Origin of the sequence: Flavobacterium sp. ENC, assembly GCF_020991415.1 — a bacterium.
In the GTDB taxonomy this organism is placed as follows: domain Bacteria; phylum Bacteroidota; class Bacteroidia; order Flavobacteriales; family Flavobacteriaceae; genus Flavobacterium.
Genome location: NZ_JAJMOY010000008.1, coordinates 144,460 through 164,843, shown reverse-complemented (window position 1 = coordinate 164,843; position 20,384 = coordinate 144,460). Strand labels below are relative to the sequence as shown.

The 20,384-nt window shown below is 38.5% G+C and carries 5 protein-coding genes; all 5 read right to left on the bottom strand.

Going from position 1 to position 20,384, the window contains the following annotated elements; genetic code table 11:
• Positions 1–10,358 (bottom strand): thrombospondin type 3 repeat-containing protein (locus LPB89_RS18605; protein WP_230703174.1); only part of this gene is annotated, 10,358 nt, incomplete at its 3' end.
• A 16-nt stretch (positions 10,359–10,374) separates the two neighbouring features.
• A complete protein-coding gene (locus tag LPB89_RS18600; RefSeq protein WP_230703173.1) occupies positions 10,375–11,088 on the bottom strand; it encodes a hypothetical protein in 714 nt (237 codons plus the stop codon).
• 4 nt (positions 11,089–11,092) lie between these two features.
• Complete coding sequence (locus LPB89_RS18595; RefSeq protein WP_230703172.1) at positions 11,093–14,998, bottom strand: VWA domain-containing protein; 3,906 nt, start codon at positions 14,996–14,998, stop codon at positions 11,093–11,095.
• 69 nt (positions 14,999–15,067) lie between these two features.
• Entirely contained in the window at positions 15,068–17,623 is a 2,556-nt protein-coding gene (locus LPB89_RS18590) for a hypothetical protein (RefSeq protein WP_230703171.1), read from the bottom strand.
• Positions 17,624–17,689: 66 nt separating this feature from the next.
• Positions 17,690–20,338 (bottom strand): hypothetical protein, encoded by a 2,649-nt coding sequence (locus tag LPB89_RS18585; protein ID WP_230703170.1) that lies wholly within the window; start codon positions 20,336–20,338, stop codon positions 17,690–17,692.
• Between the last annotated feature and the right edge of the window lie 46 nt (positions 20,339–20,384).

Below are 20,384 nucleotides of genomic sequence, written 5' to 3'. Positions count from 1 at the left end.
GAGTAACTCAATACGTCCGGTACAAAGGCTGTAAAAGCAACTGTATTTGGTATTGATTCTACACTCGTAGCCACATTGTCTATAGCAAATTTATCAATTATATTGTCTTTTGCTCTGGTACGTAACCATTCGATTACAGTAACACTAGACGTCGCAGTGAATGTTACACTTTGTCTGCCAGAAGTATTATCTGTTTTTTTAATTATTGGACCCGGACTTGACAAATCCGCTGCTTTAACCGTTATTTCAGGTGTTGCCATCAAATCTAAATCATACGAGATGGTATACTTTTTGCCCGCGGTGGTGCTCATAGCATAAGATACTCCTTTACTCGGGCCATCAGCAGTAATAACTGCTCTATCCGTATTGGTAGCAACGGCCTGACTGTATGTGGTATTCCAATTGCTGTTGGCTCTAATAGTTGCCCATCCTGTAAAATCAAAATTATCAAGGGCTACCTGAATTGGTTCACTACTCGTACGCACAAGTTTTCTATCGGTAATAACACTTAATACGTTTCCTAAATGGTTGGATAACTCATAATTTTTATCTCCAACAAAACGGTAGGAGGTAAGCGGCGTTCCGGCAACGGTGTCGCTTCCTTCTCCCTGATCCTCACCTTCACAGGCATCTCCAATACCATTAGCATTGCTGTCTTCCTGTCCCGGATTTGGTTTTATTCTGCAATTGTCACAAACATCACCATAACCATCTTTGTCGGTATCCACCTGGTCAAAGTTAGGTTTTAATTTACAATTATCACAGGCATCACCAACACCATCGTTATCAGCATCTAACTGATCTTTGTTAATCGTTTTTTTACAGTTGTCACAAATATCACCTACACCATCTTTATCTTCATCTTCCTGTTTCGGATTGAAGGTAAAAGGACAGTTGTCTTCTGTATTTATATAACCATCTCCGTCTGTATCTTCATCCGGATTCCCGCAATACGTTTTTTCAAAACTAACGCCTGAAATTAGAGGGTTTGGTAAAAAGGTCATAGGAATCTTAGCATCAGATAGTGCTGTCGTACCTGTTCCTTCATCCAGTTCAAATTTATTTACTTTGATGTCCTCCGGATCTTCTCCGTTATTGATACTGTAGGTAAAGTCACAAATCTGTGAGATAGTGGCCGGATAATTTTGTATTACACCCGGTTGAAATTCAATAGCAGCTTTACCAAGCGTATTGGCCGGTATCTTGATTTTAAGCCCCGAATCACCATTGTCAAATCCTACATTTTCCTGCCCGGTTAATGGCTGGCTTGTTTTGGCAACTGTCGTATAGATATTCCCATTAATGTTCAGTACGATATCGTAATTTGATGTCGCATTGTTCAATTTAATATCGGCTTTGAAATCCCATTCTTTTTCCGGAATCGAAATACCCTGATCTTCGGCTCTTTCGATTGGTTTCATGGTGTATTCTGTCAAAGTTTCATAATTCCTGAAAGAGAAACGGGTACGCTTCTTCAGTTTGATTACTTTTTTGTATTTGTTATGGTTACGACGGTATTTGATTAACGAAATGACCGGTGTATATCCAGTACCGTCTTTTTTGACACTTACTACAATCGAACTTCTGTACCCAAATGTATTATCACCGGGGAAATTGTCTCCTCCCTCAATAGAAGATCCGTGGAGTGCAGCTATAGTGGTTATGGCGTCTTTACTAGCAGCATTAGCAGCGTCGATTTTAAAGTGTGAACTTATGGATACCGATTCTGTTTGGGCTGTTTTATTTTCAAATAAATTTATCGCATTCTTCGCGTCTATTGGCCAATGGGCTGATCCAACATTTAAGGTAAATCCTAATCCCGATTTTGCTTTTATATCGGCAGCCACTTGTGCTATGACAGCATTTTTAGCATCTGCAGTGATTACGTTAGAATTTTTAAGGGCCGAAGAAACATCTTTTGTGATTTCTCTTTTTCCTTTTTCGACTCCTAAACGGCTGCTGCCATAAATATCCTGTTCAACCAGATAGTATTTGGTAACGGCTCCTTCTTTTACCATTTCGTACGTACTCAGTGTATTTCCCTGAGCATCACGTTCGTAATAGGTGGTAGTAGCAGTTGTACCGCTGCTTACGGTTTTGGCAGTTCTGTTTCCTAGACCATCGTATTCGAAACTGATAATGACCTGATCTGAAAGTCCTTTGCTTTTGGTAACAGAGGCTACTTTACCGTCCACACGCCATTTTATTTCGTCCAGATTTTCTTTGGCATCTTTGATTAACTGACCGATTTCATCGTATTCGTAATTTTTCGCACTTTGGCTATCGATATCAAATGACGTATCATCCGGTTTATCAATGAAATTGGTAAAGGCATTATTCGGAACCACATCGGTAACATGGTCCAGTTTGTTGGTGCCGGCAAGGTAATTATACGTAAGCTGATCCATTTGGGTTGTGTTTAACGCTCCGTTGGCTAAAGGTGCCCAGCTGTTCAGATAGGTAATGTTACCGTTTCTGTCGTATTTGTAATCACTTTTAAACCCGTTTACAGGAGACCCGGACAGACCACCTGTATAGGCAATTGCTTTGGAATCCATGTTCTTGATACGGTTCAGCTGATCGTATTTGTAATAATTAAACTGCGTTGGAATAGGTTCGTTATTTGTGCCTGACAAGGAAGTGATCATTTCTTTGATGTTTCCATTGTACAGGTTCGAAGTCCCTTCCAGTTTTTCCGCTTTGCTGTAACTAAAAATAGTATTGTCAGGCGTACCAAATCTTGATTTGTAATCTCCCTTATAATAATTCAGGGCAAAACCAAAAGCATCTTTGGCCACACTTAATCCGTCTTTACCGGCATCATATCCTGAACCCAGTCTTTCAGAGTTTACTCCTTTTAACCAGCCTTGCAGCGTATAAATATAATCTAAGCCCTGTACATTTTTATCTCCGATTTCCACACGGGCCAACGGACCATGTTCGTAGTACAAATAGTTGGCTTCTTTTTCCCAGACCACATTGTCTTTACTCGTGTATACTTGTTTGATTCTGTTGTCAGCATCATATTCATAACGGTGTATGAACTGGTCCTGTTCTTTATTTGGCTGATACGTTACCTGATTTACATTTCCACTAATCAAATCATAATCATACACCACTTTTTTACGGTCCAGACCTAAAGTAGTCAGTTCTGTATTGTTGTTGGTGTGGTGGATTAATTCTTTTACGTTTCCGTGCACATCATAATCGTATAATATGGCATTATCATATTTATCGTATGCTTTTATTTCGGTTACTTCTGCAGCCAGTTTGTTATAATAAAGCACCGCCGTCACTCTTTTATGATTGTTATCAGCAGCATAAGCGGTAAACCAATTGCTCGTATTTTCTACAGGAACGTCATACAACGTTTTGGTAATCTGCTCAAAACTTGCTCCCTGGTTATATGGGAATGCATCTGAAACCGCATCAACAGGAACTAAATCGGTTGTATTTCCGAATACCAGTCTTCCGTTTTCATTAATCGTAAGCGTAACACCGGCTTTCACTTCAAACTGACCGGCTTCCATGATTCGGCCTAATCCGTCATAGCGGGTGTAGCTGAAAAGAGGTCTTGTTTTGATCTGGTTGGCATTTTGAGAAGCTATAATTCTCCCCAAAGCATCGTATGCAAATCGGGTTTCTCCTCCGTCCGGCGTTTTTTGCCATACCAGCTGGTTTAAGGAATTATAACGGTATTGCGTCTGCAGTTTATGTTCCGGAGCAACTGCTACGCCATTGACAAGGGCGGTATCTGTTTTTTCCGGACTGTTGGCTCTGACATCTTTTATCGCCTCATCTGAGGTTGGTTTTAATCGGTCTACTCCTTCAGGTGGAACGGTCTGTGTTAGATTTCCGGCCTGATCGTAATAGTATAATGTATATTGGTATTCTTTATCTGCAGCAGTCTGAGTCAGTGTTTCTGTTACGCCCTCTAAGGCAGCAGCAAGATAGTTTTCTTTGAATTCTTCTTTTTTGTTGGCAAAGAAAGCTGCTTCAATTTCTTGTTTATTGGCTGCTTTTACAGAAGCCGCGTATAGTTCACATGGTGTTTTGGTGATGGTTTCATCCGGAATTTCCAGGCTAAAAGTCGGAACCATTACAGCTGGTGCACAAATTTTATTGGCAACCACATAGCGGTCTGCAAACTGCATCCAAACTAATGATTCTTCAGTAGGATTTACTTTTTGTCCTTCGATATACGTGTAGTATTCATTGATAACAGCACTTGTTGCTGTATTTCCGTATCTTAATTTAGTAGAACCAAATTCACTGATGGTTACAAACAATGGATTTTTAACACTCGTAATTTCCATTTTGGCCAGGTACTGTAAATAATCGGTACTGATATAGCCAAAGTTTGCTTCACAGAAATATTTAGGATTGATATCCATGTTTTCCGTTAATTTATAATCCGGAACCTGCATGCTGATCACCGAGGCGAAGGTACGCCACTTGTCACCGCACACTACAGGAGCAACTACACTGGTAATACATACATCGGAACATTTGAAAGTCGGAACTTCCGCTTCAATGGACTGAACGGCTTTGCTTCTTCCTGTTTTTGACGATAACGCCATTTTGTTATTTTGGAATTCTACTTCTCCGTCTTTAGAAATAGTAACATATAAATCGTCTGAACTGTCTGCTTTTTTACTCGTGGTTTTAGGCGGATAGGTTTCCGACACAAAAGGACAGAAGGCTACGGCAGGAGCTTTGGCTTCTGAACTTGTTATTTTCGTAAAGGTGTAATGCGAAATTTTACCCCCTTTTTGTGTGATGGTTCTGTTCTGACTGTCTACAAAATTAATGACAAAAGATAAATCACTTGTCACGTCTATGTAGTTGATACGTCGGGCATTTTTTAAATTGATATCATAAAAGTTGATGAAATTCTTGTTGTACACCGAACCGGAATTTTCATCAAACGTGATGCTTACCAAAGTGTTCTCTGCAATAATAGAATATTTATCGATCACGACCGGACGGAAATTGTTCTCCGTATATCGGGTTCTTTCTTTTTGGAAATGCGATACTAATTTAGAATCTCTCACAAAAGTATTCACCAAACTGTTGCTTGATACGCTTCCTGCTTTGTAGAAATCCCCTTCAGCATTAATCTCGTGGTTTCTTGAGATTAAGAAGTCGTTTAATATATTTTTTACATTTGTTTCATACGCCAATTCCTCAGCAGCAACCACATTACAAGACACAACAGGTGTATAGTTGTTACAAGGTTCCTGATTTGGGTTGGGTGTGTTTACACAGTTGTCGCAATTATCAAAAATTCCGTCACCATCGGTATCTATAGTACCACAATTTCCACCACCGCCACAAGCGTCACCTAAACCGTCTCCATTATAATCCCATTCCCCACAAGGCGAACAACAGGTTAAATAAAGTGGTCTGTTCGTATTTCCGGAAGTGATTCGTCCCGTTACTTGTCTGCTTGAAAACAAAAGACCTCTTCGGGTTGTGATTCTAACCAGGTTGTAACCACCCTGTAAATTTCCGATTGAAATACCGGTAATACGGTCCGTTCCTAAAGTGTAGCTTCCTGTATTAAGCGCAACACGTTTGTCGTCATTGACAAAAAGGGAAATACCTTCTGAAGTATTTCTCCAGGTTACCACATCATTTTCCTTAACGCCTAAGTACGTATACAAATAACCATCTGTAAAAACAGGATTTTTCGTAATATCTACACTGGCATTTCTGATTGTTCCTGCTGACTGAAGATGAAGTACTAATTTTCTAAAGGAGTCATCAAATTTTTCTTTTTTATCACAAGGTGCTGTGGCTAAATAAGAACATTCTCCAACGTTTGCTTTAGTAGTACCTTCAATAATTACTTCTTCCGGAGATTTACAGTTGGTACTGCTTCCGCTTCTTTTTACAAGGGCGATAATCTGGAACCTGTAGGTTTTGTCTACATTATCATAAGATCCCGGGATGTAATATACCGTTTTGAATCCAACGATATCCTGCCATCTTGGTGCATTTACGCTGTTTCCACAGGCATCGTGATAGTCGGAGGTGTTGTTGGTAAAACGCAATTCGATTGGTGTTGCAATATCGTTTCCTAAATAGGTAAAACCAATGTTTAAAGTGCCCGAAGCATCTTCGAAAGCTTTTATTTTCGGAGTTTCAGAAGCAGTCTGTAAATTAAAGGTTGGGTTAACCTGCGCATTGAATAAGTTTTTACTCAGATACGGCATGCTGGTCGTTTTGAAACCATTGATCAATAGTCCCTGACTTTGAATTTTAGGGTCTACTAATCCCTGAAGGAAATACTCCATTTCAAATGCCATTGGACATTTTCCGGTTTCCATAAACATCGCAGCTTCCGTGCTTGCTTTAATGTCTGCGATAGCCTGTGCATCAGAAAGGGCAGAGTCATATCCGTAATCGGCAGGTACAAATCTTTTTTCTTTGGTTTTGTACAAAGCAGAAGTTTCTTCGGAACAAGCCCATTCAATTCCGTCACTGCCTGCAGGTTTAGCGGGTTGATCAGAAATGGTGTCTATTAATTTCGTAAGTCTTACGAAATTATTATTCGGGTTTCCAACGGTTGTATATTTTTTAAACAACGTAACAAAGGTATCCGAGCTTTCAGGATTACCGATGCAATCATTGTAATTGTTATTTTTACTTGCAAAAATATGAGCAAAAACAGTTCTTGTTTTTTGTTTTAAAGCAATATAATTCGTTTTGAAATTACTCCAAACCTGTTCCTTGATTGGATCAGTAAGGGTGGTGTTAATCTTGTTCAGTAACTGATCCTGACTCAGGTTTACGAAGTCTTCATATACGGATTCCGGAGCAATTCCATTCGTGTAAACGGCAAAGTAATAAGAAGCCTGTAGCATGTTCAGTCTCTTTCCGTTGCTCATCACAATACCATCAAAATTGGTTGTTAAGGCTTCTCTCATTAAATCTTTGCGAAGTATAAAATCGTCCTCGGATTCTAAATTGTTTTTAGAAATATAATATGGATCGCTATTATCATTTACAACATCAACTTTTGTTAACAGTGAATTGATTATTCCTGTCGGTGTAAAGATGCTATTGTCTTTAACGATATTATTTTCACTGTCGTAGTAATTGATGTCTCTTATTTTTTCATCAAATCCATCTGAGTTATCTCCAATAGTATTGAATTTTTCACATATGGCTTTGTTGTAAACATAATATTGATATTCAGGGTGGTACGGCAATAAGGCATTGGCCCAGTCCGGTCTCCATGAGGGTACAAAATCGGCCACATAGCGCAGGTATTGCGGCTCTACTAAAAACACATCCGGATCGTCACTGTCAGGATCACGGTCTGCTTCTGTGACAACAGCAGCATCTACCAATTCCGGACTATACAGGTTTTCTCCCACTAATTTTACACGGATCTTAGATATGGTTTCGTCTTCTCCATCTCTGTAATGACCTCCAACAGGTTTTCTCCAGTTGTAATTGGAAACTTTAATTTCTACCACTTCCTTCGTATCCGGAACGGTATCCATAGCGGTTGTGTAACCACCATATAAAAATTGGTTCTGATCGTTGAAGATACTTAACGGGTCTGTTATTTTGCTTTTTGCTGGATCATTTATTTCATCATCTTCAGATTCCAAACCTTCTACGGAACCGTATTGCCCGTGCGGACTCACATCCCCTAATAAATTTTGCAGGTTAAGATTACACACATTCACCGGTTGTGCACATAATTCACGACAGCCTGACAATAAACTTCTGAATTCAAGTTTAAAGGCGTTTGCTTTAGTCGTGATCTGAGTTTGGGTAATGGTAGAATTAGTGTTTGAATCAGCATACTGTGATCCATTATATTTAATAGTGCTTATAGCAAATTCGGCATTTAAGTTTTTAAGAATGTATTGTTTTTCGGCATCCACAATATACGATTCTCTTTCGCTTGTTTTTCCAAGAGAAGAAGGATCAGTTGAAAGTTTCAGTTTAAAAGCATCACATTGCTCCTTGGTAAGATTTTCACATACCAGTGATTCTTCACAGCTTTTGCAGGTTACGTTACAATCTTCCTCTTTAATATCTGGTTCTAATCCCGAATAGTCCGGAAGACATTTTTTATCGAGTACCAATTGGGCGATATAATCATTGGCATATCTGTTTAAAACATCATGATCTACTCTAAGATCTTTGCTTAAAGGATAGGTTCCGACTTTTAAGAACTGACCATTATTTAAGCCTTTGTATTCTCTTTTTGCAATCGTCAGGGCAACCGGGGCAAAAGTACTTACACTCTCTGTTCCGAATTTTGCACGCAACGGATCAGCTCCTACAAGTAATTCGTCAGCACAGTCGTTTTTCATACCCATAGACCAGTCATACACAAACGGATATTGTTTTCCGGTCAGGCATAAATCGGTATAAGAACCCACTGTTTTGGTTAGGGTGTAGGCAAATGTAGTTTCACCTTCTTTCACCACAGAAACAGGAACGTTTAATCGGATTCCGTCTTCTTCTATACCGGCAACACCTGAAGAATATTTATCGTTGTTCGATAATAAATTGGTAGTAGTGATCAGATGCAGACTGTCTTTGGTTTCATCGTCTAATGACACCAGATTTCCTTTGTTGTCTCCAATAAGGGCAGTTGCTACTGTTCTTCCCTGCGGATCCAGATAACTCACGCTGGCCTGGCTGTTCGGGTCGATTACAATATTCTTTTTGTAACGTTTGAAATCACCTACTTTGTATCCAAAAAGACGGTTTAGTTCTTCCTGTTTTGGCTGACCGTAGAAATATAACATTTCATGACCGCTTCCGATCTGGTGGTCTAATCCTACGCCTCCTTTTCTTTTGATTCTTCCTGTATTATCAGGTGTATATTCTACCTGAGAGAACGGATATCCGTTGGCATTTGGAACCAAATCCTGAAAATTACTAGTAACAGCATTATTCTCTGAATAATAGTTACCAGCACCATTGGCATTGGACATTTTGGAAGCCGGTACCGGAGTACAGTCGGTGACACTCGGGTTATCCCAGTCGAAGTCATTGTGGGAATAAATTGTGTTCCCCATGTTTTTATTCAGGTCATTGTAATAATGGATCCCGGATGAATTGACAGGTGCCGGCAGTATCTCTACAGCTGGTCTTCCCTGTGTGTCGTAGATTACCTCTCCAACAATTGCTTTTCCCTGAGTGTCTACTAATTGTCCACCGGAAAGTTCTTTTCCTTCTGTATTGGTTTTGGTTACGGTCTGACGGTTACGTAAGCTTCCGTCAAAATAACTTACGATCTCTTTCTTTTTTCCGTCTTCGGCAAAAGAAGCCTGGTATTGCCAGTTCTTTTTACCCAATTCGTGTGGCTGGTCTATTTCGACCATGTTCTTCCAATCACTTATGTTTGTAAAGGTGTCGGTCAAACCCGAAGACCACATTCCGTAATAGTTTTTAGCAATATTATCCAGAAAGCGTCCAACAGGTCTTACCCTGTATACCAGGTAACCGTTTGAGTAGACCAACGGAATTCTGTACCCCAGTTCTTTGGTCTGGATTCGGGTACTGTTTTGTTTGAAATCCTGTTCGGTTAAGGCAATTTCAGACGGCATTAATTTACTGCCGTCTTTTTTGTAGTTGTCAATCCACGTCCATTCCAGTTCATATTCTACTGCAGGGGCAACGGCATCTTTGGTCCAGTTGATGATTAACTCATCTGCACCATCACTTACTTTAGAAACCACTGTTCCTCTTGTCGAATTGTATTTTACAAATTGGTGCGTAAGCGGAAGCACAGAGGTAAACTGTGTATTGCTCAATTGCATGTTGTAATAACGTTCGGTATTGAACTTCAGCTCCAGGTAGGCCGGAGCATTGGTGATATTGATTTCGGTGGTACCGTCGGCGTCAAAATATTTGATCGATTCTACGATGACCTCTGCTTTATGAACGCCCGGTAAGCGGTATACGACGTAATCGTCAAATTTCTTTTCTTTGGTAGCATAATCGTGTTTGATCTTTAAGGTCAAAGAATTCTGGAACGTTTTTACCGCTCCGGTCTTGTCCTTATAAGTAGTAATCGGGTTTCCGTTTTTATCAAGCGGAATCACCGTTAATACCACCTGGCTGTAATACACACTTGCAAAAGCGGCGCTGTTTGTCGGCTCATCGGCAAAACCAAAATGAATGGATACTCCCGGGTTTACAGAAGTAAAGACATTTTGCTTGTTGATGTCGTTAATTTTAGAGTCTGTTACTTGCAGCTTTGGCTTTCCGCTGAGTAGATCCCCCTGTTTTTTATCTCCTAAAGTTTCTTCCTGCTGGCTGAAAGCGAACAATGAAAACAGTGTAAATACAAATGCTATTAGATGCTTGTTGATATACATATATCTATTTTTTATTTTATTTATTGGAAACTCTTTGATCGATAATCTCGTACTTTTTCAATCTTTCGGCTAAAATGATTTCTTTTTTGGCCGATGTTGTAAAATAGGTCTTGCTATTAAAAATCGAAGCGTTAACCGGATTTCTGTTATAATTCGAATTGATAATCTCTAATCTCGGATAATGTGGATCCGGGCTTCGGTAATCTTTCGAAAAATTGACTACTGTACTGTAATAAAAGGTCTGTTTTTGTATTAAAAAGCCTTTCGTAATCTGTATAATAATCTTAGAATAGGGAAGACTCGAGTAGGGTTTGGCCACCAGGGTTATTTCCCAATAGGTTTTGCGATCAACAAATTTTTCAATTTTGCAGAGGGCCAGCAGGGGTTTCATATCAAAATCCCCGGCGTAATTGGGGACCGGATCCGAAATCTCCAGGGCTTTCTCCGGATGGCTTATTTTCAGATAAACGGTTTTTGAATTCAGTATTTCGGTCTCGCCGACTTTGGTATAGATTTCATTTCCCGCATTCTTATAATAAGTGCCTTTGTAACTTTCCTCGATTTTTTTGGAATCGAAATCCTTGTACAGGGCATAACTGGATTTGTATTGTAAAGGCTGGGCGAGGCTGTATTGCTTCGCTACTTTCTGAAAAACCTCATTTACCGTCTGTGTATGTGCTAAACAACAAGTGAATAAAACCCATACGTATATTATTTTTTTACAGAACATACTATTATTGGGTTATATTAATTACACTACCGGAACGGGTTTCCTGAATGGTTTTGATCCCTTTTGCGGTTTCTTTCTTGACACGAACCAGGCCGCCTTCATTATCGTACTCGTAAAAAGTACTGTAATTGTTTTCATCCAGTTCCGACATCAGTTTGAAGGTTACAGGATCGTAAACAAATGATTTGACACTTCCCTGTAGCGGATGAATTCGGATATCATCAAAATACACCGGGATACTTGGGCTCATGTTTTCCAGCTCGATTGCCATGGTAATGGTTGCTGTTGGTATTTTGAATTTCTTCACAACACGCTGCCAGCCGTCGATAATATCACCATTGGCTTTTACTACTAATGAATCAATTCTTTGGGCAGGGATGTCCAATGCTTCTTTATTGTTATAGAAAACAATTTTGATTGCCGGGTTTTCGTAATTTTTTACTTGTATAAAAGACTCTTCTTTTACCCAGGCACTCAGGATATATTCTTTTCCGGGTTCCGGTTTGAAAGAGAAACAGTCATCACAGAAATCTTTTATCGCAGCAGTTCCGCAGACTACTTTTCCATCGGCTAATTTATCTGAGAAATAGGTTTCATCTGAAGCCAGTAACTCAAAATTATCGTGTCCGTAATACGTACCCACCGTAAACTGATTGATGTCTGATAACGGCCATTCTGTTGGCGTAAGATCCAAAAGATACTGTAAAGATTTGGTAAGGAACGGTGTTGTTCTCGCTGTCAGATTATCTTTAGGCGCTAACGACGGATTGTAATTAGGGTCCTGATCTCTTGGGATGCCTTTACTGGTATACGAATCTCTGTCGATGTAGAAACCGTTTTCAATACCCACTACATATAAGTGAGGCAGTTTTGGTTCTGTTTCTGCTTTATTATTGTTGTTGAACTTTTTAAAGGTGGCTCTTAAACCGGCCACATCATCCGTTTGTGCACCATCGGTTACCATGATCACAAAAGTCGGTTTCATCTTATAAGCTAGAGCACCATCCAGTCCACTTTTCCAGTAATCGGAAGCCTGGCTGATTCCGGTTTTTTTACCGTATCGTTTTCCTAACTGATCGATCCAGTCGTTAAACAAGCCTACATTGCTCATTGTCATTTTAAGAGGTTCGATATAATCTGTTCTTGTATTTACATCACTATCCGACATACCGGTGATGGAAACATGAATGTTGGATCCGATATCGTCGTTGGTTTTGGCTTGTTGCAGCACAAATGATTTTAACTGTTTTTTGATTTTATTGAATTCAGAGGCATCAATAGAACCCGACTCATCTATAACAAGCGCGACATGCGATACACAAGACAATTCTTTAGGACAGAAATCGATATTTTTAACGTGACCGTCTTTCGTATTCGGGATACCATTAGTATAGGTAGTCGCCACAGTAGTTGCTGTAAGAGCATCCTCATATTTACTTAAATCAATTGCCGTAATCGATCCCGTAGCAGATTTAGGAAGATAGATATCACTTTCCGTAGCGGTTTTGGTGAAAGAGAAGCTTATAGCACTGCTGGTATTGATGAAATTGTAGATCATGGCAGTCTTCTCCGTGGTATACGGAGCCATTGCTGCAATCTCTTTGTGTGCATACACGTTCACATCACTGCCGTTTGGAGCGGTTGCCAGTTTACTAATCATGGTAATAAACAAACGGTGCATTTCCGGAGAAAGCGGATTGTCTTTGGTACACGAAATAAACGGTACACACTCATCAATCGTAATATTTTTGGTAAATAAGCTTACACATTGTGAAGCTCCGTTGGCTACTAATTCGATTACATAGTCTCCGGGAAGTTCAGGTGTAAAAGTATAAAGCCCCGTTCTGTTGGTTACGGTATTGACGATATTCCCTGAAGAATCGGTACTCGTCCAGGTATAGTTCAGATTCGTAGATGTTGTTTCGAAGGCAAAATCAACGGGTTCTTTAGCACAATATCGGTCTACCACTTTAACGGCTTTCGTGAATGTGGTCGAACATTGATTAGCGTCTTTCGCGATCAGGGTCACCACATAATCACCAACTTCCGTAAAAGTATATGAATACGATCCTTTGGTACCGGATGGCAATGTGTTTACCGGAGTTCCTGTTGCGGTTGCTGCAGACCATTCGTAGGTTAAACCGGTAGCGGTAGTTTCAAATGAAAACTTGCTTTGGGCATTGGTGTAGAATTTTTCTGCGGTTGATTTTAAAGTTCCCGGTGCTGATGGACAGTTTGTTATTTGTAATGTTATGGCCTCTCTTTCTAAAATTAGCGGTGACATATCAGGATTAGTACTATGATAGGCTTTACAAGTATATAACCCGGCATCTGAATCAGATAAATTATTAATTGTGTATGTTTTAGTAACAGCACCTGTAATTTCAGTGCCATTTTTAAACCATTGATAAGTGTCTAACTCATGCGATCTGTTATCTGTGTTTAAAAACATATCTAAAACAACAGAACTCCCTGAGTTTTTATTAATTGTTTCTAAATTTCCAATTTTTGCTTGGGGAGAAAAAGAAAATCCGGCTCCTTTAGATTTATGAGCGTTAAATTGGTCGATAAAGTCTACAAAACGAAATTTATTGTCACTCAAATTTAATAGTTTTAAATAGGTCTGTGTTGAAAAGTCAGATATTTTTCCTGTCAACTTATTAGAGGCAAGATTGAGTTCATATAAGGTGTTTAGCTCCTGAAAATTCAACTTCACTTCCCCTTCCAATTGATTATTATTTAATGTTAATCTAAAGAGGCCTATACAATTTGAAAGCTCAGAAGGAATTTCACCTTGAAGGGAATTATAAGCTAAAGTTAAACCTCTTAATATTTTTAATTTTCCTATGCTTGGAGGAATTGGTCCTGATAATTTGTTTATGCTTAAATCAAGAATATATAAATTTGGATTATCGCCAATATCCGTAGGTATGACGCCGGTAAAATTGTTATTTCCTAAGTATATAAAGCTTGCTTTTGTCATTTTAAAAATTCTTGGCGGAATAGTGCCCGATAGAGAGTTATCCTGAAGAACTAACCAGACTAAAGAATTTAGATTTGCTATTTCGACAGGCACTTCACCTGTAAGCTTATTTTGGCTTAGTCGCACCTCTTGAAGCTTTTGTAAATTTCCAATTTCAACAGGTATTGAGCCGCTCAGATTATTACCATTCGCATAGAAGAGATATAGTTTTGACACATTTCCAATTTGTTTAGGAATACTTCCTGACAATTGATTGGAACTTATATATAGTAAAGTTAACTCAGCCATATTACCAATTTCTGTTGGAATATTGCCGGTCAATTGATTTCCTGATAAGCCTAAGTTGTATAATATCGTTAGCTTACCAATTTCCTTAGGAATCTCACCTGTTATTTTGTTACTATTTAAAGATAGAACTCTTAAATAGGGCAGATTCTCAATTTCTTTAGGAATAGTACCAGAAAGATTATTTGAATCTAAATTTATTTCAGATACATGACCATTATTAAATTGTACTCCATACCAGGCTCCGCCTAAGCCATCCCATCCTCCTTTATTTCTCCAGTTTGCTCCATTGGTACTGTTAAATATGGCCTTTAGTGCATCTATTTCAATTTGTGGTATTTCTCCCGCTGCAGAACGATTATTCATTGCATTTGATAATTGCTCGGATCTTATTTTTTTTGAAATAGAATCCGTACTTTTTTTCATTGTCAAATACTGAGTTTGAAACAACTCTCTTCTTTTAGTTATTTCAGATTCGATATCCTGATTCTTAACACCATGCTCTCTTAAAGAAGCAGTTGCTCTGGCGACATCAAAACCAATCGTTGCATCACTCAAATCCTGCGCAAAGGACGACAATGAACAAAACACCATACAAAGAGTGGTTAGCCAGTATTTTTTTATTTTAAGATTGTTTGCCATAATCTAATTTTCTTTTTTTTATAACTACTTGTCCGTTAAAACAATTAGTGTTTTTTTATCTTAAGTGAGTTATATTTTTGAACCAGCGTTTGTTGAACTTTGCCCTGATCTTTTTGCCTGTGCAGTTGCTTTTTTGACAATGTTGATGACCCCGGTAATTGGAATACATTCTGCGATTGGACAAAAATCAATATTTCGGACATAACCACCGGAACCGTTAGTTCCGTTGCTATAATTGGTCGTAACAGCAGTGGTGCCCTGTGCGCCAAAATACTTGCTTAAATCGATGCCTGAAATGGCTCCCGACCCAGATTTAGGTATATACACATCATTTTCAGCTCCGTTTTGCGAAAACGAGAACGTTACAGCCGCACCTGAATTACTAAAATTGTAAATGCTGTTGGTAGTTCCTGCCACATAAGAAGATAAAGCGATAATCTCATTGCGGGCGTATACATTTACATCTGTTCCGTTTGGAGTATTCTCCAGTTTAGTGATTAAATTGATGAACAAACTGTGTACTTTTTGCGTAAGCGGATTGTTTACCGTACAGGAAACAATTGGAGTACAATCCTCTACAGTAATATTTTTGGTAAACAAGGTTTTACAACTGGTTGCCGTCTTCACAATTAATTCTACTTCATAGTCACCGGCAAGTTGGGGTGTAAAAGTATACAGGCCTGTTGTGTTTGTAACCGTATGTACTATATTGCCCGAAGCATCCGAACAGATCCAGGTGTAATTTAAATTTGGAGTTGCGGTTTCGAAGCCAAAATTTATAGGGTCTTTTGCACAATATCTTTCGTTAATTACCTGAATAGGTTTTGTAAAGGTTGTAGCACATCCTTTAGCATCTTTCGCAATTAAGGTTACTATATAATCTCCGGCTTCTGAAAAAGTATAGGAATAGGATCCAATTGTATTGGATGGTGCTGCATTTACCGGAGTTCCTGCCGCTGTGGCTACAGACCACTCATACGTTAAACCGGTAGCGGTAGTTTCGAATGTGAAACTACTTTCTGTATTGGTGTAGAATTTTTCTGCAGTGGTTTTTATACTTCCTGCTATTGTCGGACAAGTTGCTATCAGTAATGTAATGGATTGTCTCTCTAAAATAAGATTTTGACTTGCAGCTGCTGCATTTGTAATTTGAGGGTGTGTCGATAAACAGTAATAATATCCTGCATCGGACAGCTTTAAATTAGAAAGTGTAAGTTGTCTCGATTCGCCCGAAGGAATTAGAACTCCGCTAGGATAAAATCCTTTATACCACTGAAATTTATCATTATCGGTATACCTGTGAACTCCATCATCAGACATGGATAGAGTTACGGAAGTTCCGGCCGCACGACTTATTGTTTCGGTCTGATCTGTTTTTGCCTGTGGCGAATAAATAAAACTAACAGGTGTTAAGTTTTTGTACCTCGAAAAAACAGGCTCCATGTCAACAAACCTATAGTAGTTGCCCGATATATCAAAATAAGTAAGCTTAGAGGAAGTCAAATCGATAAGTGGACCACTAAGTTTATTTCTGGATGCAATTATGGAAGTCAGATTAGGAAACTGAGCGAATTCAGGAGGCAGAGAGGTAATTAAGTTGGATTGAATAGTAACGGTTTGTAATAAATTTGCACCCGATAGTGCTGAGATTTCTGTTATTGCGTTACCACTACAGCTAAAAAAGTTTAATTTTTTTAGTGCAGACAATTCTGAAGGTAAAGCACCTTCAAACAGATTATTGTCAATTTGTAAATTGGCTAGATTTACCATATTACCTACAACTTTCAGGTTGTTTTTAAGACCATTCTGTTCTAATCTTAAAGACGTCAGATTGGTTAAGTTTTTAAAACTTTCCGGAATGGATCTGTTGTTGTAATCCGGAGACCCTGTTTTATTAAAATTATTTCCAGTTAATGCTAAAATTGTCAAGGTAGGAATTTGCCCCAGAAGACTATAATCTCCCTCTAATTTATTAAGATATACGTCTAGTTCTTTTAACTTCGATAGTTTGTAAAAATCTTCAGGGAAAGTCCCGGTTATATTATTAGCAGGAGCTATAAAGTTTTGTAAATCTGTTAACTTCATAAGTGATTGCAGATTTCCATCAAGCTTACAAGAAGATACGTCTATAAAAGATAGTTTTGTTAATTCACTGAAGGCATCAATATTTCCTCCTGTTATTTTGTTTTTGTTAAGCGTGATTGAAACCAATTCTGTTAAACCACCCAGGTTTGGCACCGTTCCCGTTACATTGTTATTGCTTAAATTTAGGAACTGGACCCTTCCTTCCGCACTGAGTAGCGTAATCCCATACCAACCCGTTTTAGTGGCACTGTTCCAACGTGTTACGACAGCATTTGGATCATTGATGGGCCAGGCTCCTTCATTGTTAACCGTATTCTTCCATGCAGCACCATTAGTGCTATTGTAGAATGCGATTAACGCTGCTTTTTCCTGAGCAAGAATTTCAGGGCTGGCCAATGCTGCCTTGTTTGTCTCTTCTTTTTTACCTTGCTCAGCACTGCTTTTCGCATCACTTAAATTTTGCGCAAAAGTAGCCAATGAACAAAATACCATGCAAAGCGTGGTGATCCAGTATTTTTTTATTTTAAGATTGTTTGCCATAATCTGATTATCATTTTTTATAACTACTTGTCCGTTAAAAACAATTAGCGTTTCTGTCTAAGTGCGTTATATTTTTGAACGATTGTTTGTTGAACTTTTGCCTGCTCCATTTGCAGAAATAATATTCATTTTACCAATAGTAGGTGAACAGTCGGCGGCAGGACAGAAATCTATATTACGAACATATCCTCCGGCAGGATTATTAGATCCATTATTATAATTGGTAACGACCTCAGTAATTTCCTGTGAACCGAAATATTTGCTTAAATCAATACCCGAGATCGTTCCCGAAGCAGATTTTGGCAGGAATACGTCATTTTCAACTCCATTTTGAGAGAAAGAAAAACTTACACTTGTAGTGGTATTTACAAACTTGAAGATTTTAGCTCTTGAACTTGTGGTATAGGAAGCCAATGCTATTATCTCATTGCGGGCATAACGATTTACATCCGTTCCGTTTGGTGTGGTAACCAGTTTGTTGATTAAAGCAATAAACAAACTGTGTACTTTTGGTGTCATTGCACTATTCTGCGTACAGGAAACAATTGGAGTACAGTCTTCCACAGTAATATTTTTAACAAGCAATGTTTTGCAGCTGCTTGCTGTATTCACTACTAATTCTATAAGATACTCTCCAATAAGCTGTGGTGTAAAAGTGTATACGCCTGTTGAATTTGTAGTGGTATGTACTATATTTCCTGAAGCATCTGAAGTGTTCCAGGTATAACTCAACCCCGGTGTTGTAGTTTCAAATGCAAAATCAATGGGCTCTTTCAGACAATATTTTTCGGCAACTACCTGAATAGATTTAGTAAATGTTGTCGAACAGCCACCAGCATCTTTTGCGACTACTTTTATGATATAATCTCCACCTTCTGAAAAAGTATATGAATACGATCCGGCTGTAGTTGATGGAGCCACACTGACAATATCTCCAGTTGCTGTTGCTACAGACCACTCATATGTTAAACCGGTAGCTGTGGTTTCAAATGTGAAATTGCTCTCTGTGTTGGGATAGAAATTTTCTGCAGTTGTTTTGATATTTCCCGCTATCGCAGTGCAATTTTTTATGGTTAATGTAATTTGATTTCGGGTTAGAACCAGATTTTGTGTTGTTGAACTTGTATTTGTCATTTGAGGTTCGGTAGATACACAATAATAAGACCCTGCATCAGCAGCTTTTAAATTAGATAAAGTATATTCCCTTGAAGTGGCCCCAGGAATTGCAACACCACCTGGTGCAGATCCTTTGTACCATTGATAAACCTGATTAGGTGTAAATCGGCCATCTTCATGCATTTTTAGCGTTACGGAACCTGTTGGAGATCCTGTTACTGTTGCTACCGCATCAGTCTTAGCCTGAGGAGCATACTCGAATATAGAAGCACGTGATTTATAGGTGCTGTATTGCGCTGCAAAGTCTGCAAAAGTAAATTTATTCGATTGAATCCTCATCCCGGTTAATTTGGTAAGATTGGATAGGTCCGGGAATGTACTAGAGAATGAATTGTCTTCTATTGCAAGAAAATTCAAACTGGATAACGATTGAAAACTAATTGGTATTGCCCCTTCTAACTTATTAGAACTCAGTAACAGATGTACTAATTTTGGCATAGTACCCATATTGACCGGTATGGTTCCTGTCAATCTGTTTGTCTGCGCCCAAATCATGTTTAGTTTATTCAGATTCCCTATTTCGGTTGGTATAGTACCTTCTATTTTATTCCATGCTATAGTAAGTTCTTCCAGATTAACTAAATTCGAAAGTGAAGCGGGTAGTGGTCCGGTTATCCCTGATCCACTAATATCCAAGTGTTTTAAACGGGTAAGATTACCAATTTGATCCGGTATAGTTCCTCCGAAATTTGGGTTTGTATGTAAATTGATAACTTCTAAATTGACCAATTCAGATAATCTTGAAGAAATTCCTCCCGTTATATTTGAATTAGGAATTGAAAGGTCTTTCAGATTTTTAAAATTGTATATTTCATCTGGTATCGTCCCGGTAATATTTTTACCGGTAACAATTAATGTTTCTAATTTAGTTAAGGTCGCCAGCGGTAAAAGAGTATCAGTAAACTGGCAAGAATTTAAGTTTATGTTTTTAAGGGATGTTAAATATTGAAAATTAGTTAAAGGTCCGGTTAACTGGCTATTATTATATAGATTTAGAGTTTCCAGAAAAGGCAAATTACGAAGATCAGGAAAGGTAACATTCATATTATTTAGATTGTTACTGCCTAAAACAATTGAGGTAACATGACCATCGGTCACTACAATACCATACCAACCCGTTCTGGTGTTCATATCCCATGACGTAACTTCAGTCGAAAAGTCCCATCCCGTTTTATTAGTCCAGCTGGCACCATTTGTTGCATTATACAACGTTTGTAAGACATCTTTTTCACTTTGTGGTACGGCACTAGTTTTGGCGGAGCGTGCTGTAGTACTTTTTTTGGATGCTATATTTTGAAAAAAGGACTGTTGTTCTTTTTTCATTTCAGTAAAATCTTTCTGGCGATGCTCACGCATCATTGCAATTTCGCGTGCTATAGTTTCTTTGGAAAGACCGAGTCCCTTTAAGTAAACTGTTGTGCTGTTTACATCAAAACCTATTTCCTTATCCGTTAAATTCTGGGCAAAAGAAGCCAATGAACAAAGTACGATACAAAGAGAGTTTAACCAGTATTTTTTTATTTTAAGATTGTTTACCATGATAGAATTATCTTTTTTTTATAACTACTTGTTCCTTAAAACAATT

Excerpts from the sequence above, each read along its gene's own strand:
- LPB89_RS18600 (WP_230703173.1), bottom strand. The coding sequence starts at position 11,088 with ATGTTCTGTAAAAAAATAATATACGTATGGGTTTTATTCACTTGTTGT.
- LPB89_RS18595 (WP_230703172.1), bottom strand. The coding sequence starts at position 14,998 with ATGGCAAACAATCTTAAAATAAAAAAATACTGGCTAACCACTCTTTGT.
- LPB89_RS18590 (WP_230703171.1), bottom strand. The coding sequence starts at position 17,623 with ATGGCAAACAATCTTAAAATAAAAAAATACTGGATCACCACGCTTTGC.
- LPB89_RS18585 (WP_230703170.1), bottom strand. The coding sequence starts at position 20,338 with ATGGTAAACAATCTTAAAATAAAAAAATACTGGTTAAACTCTCTTTGT.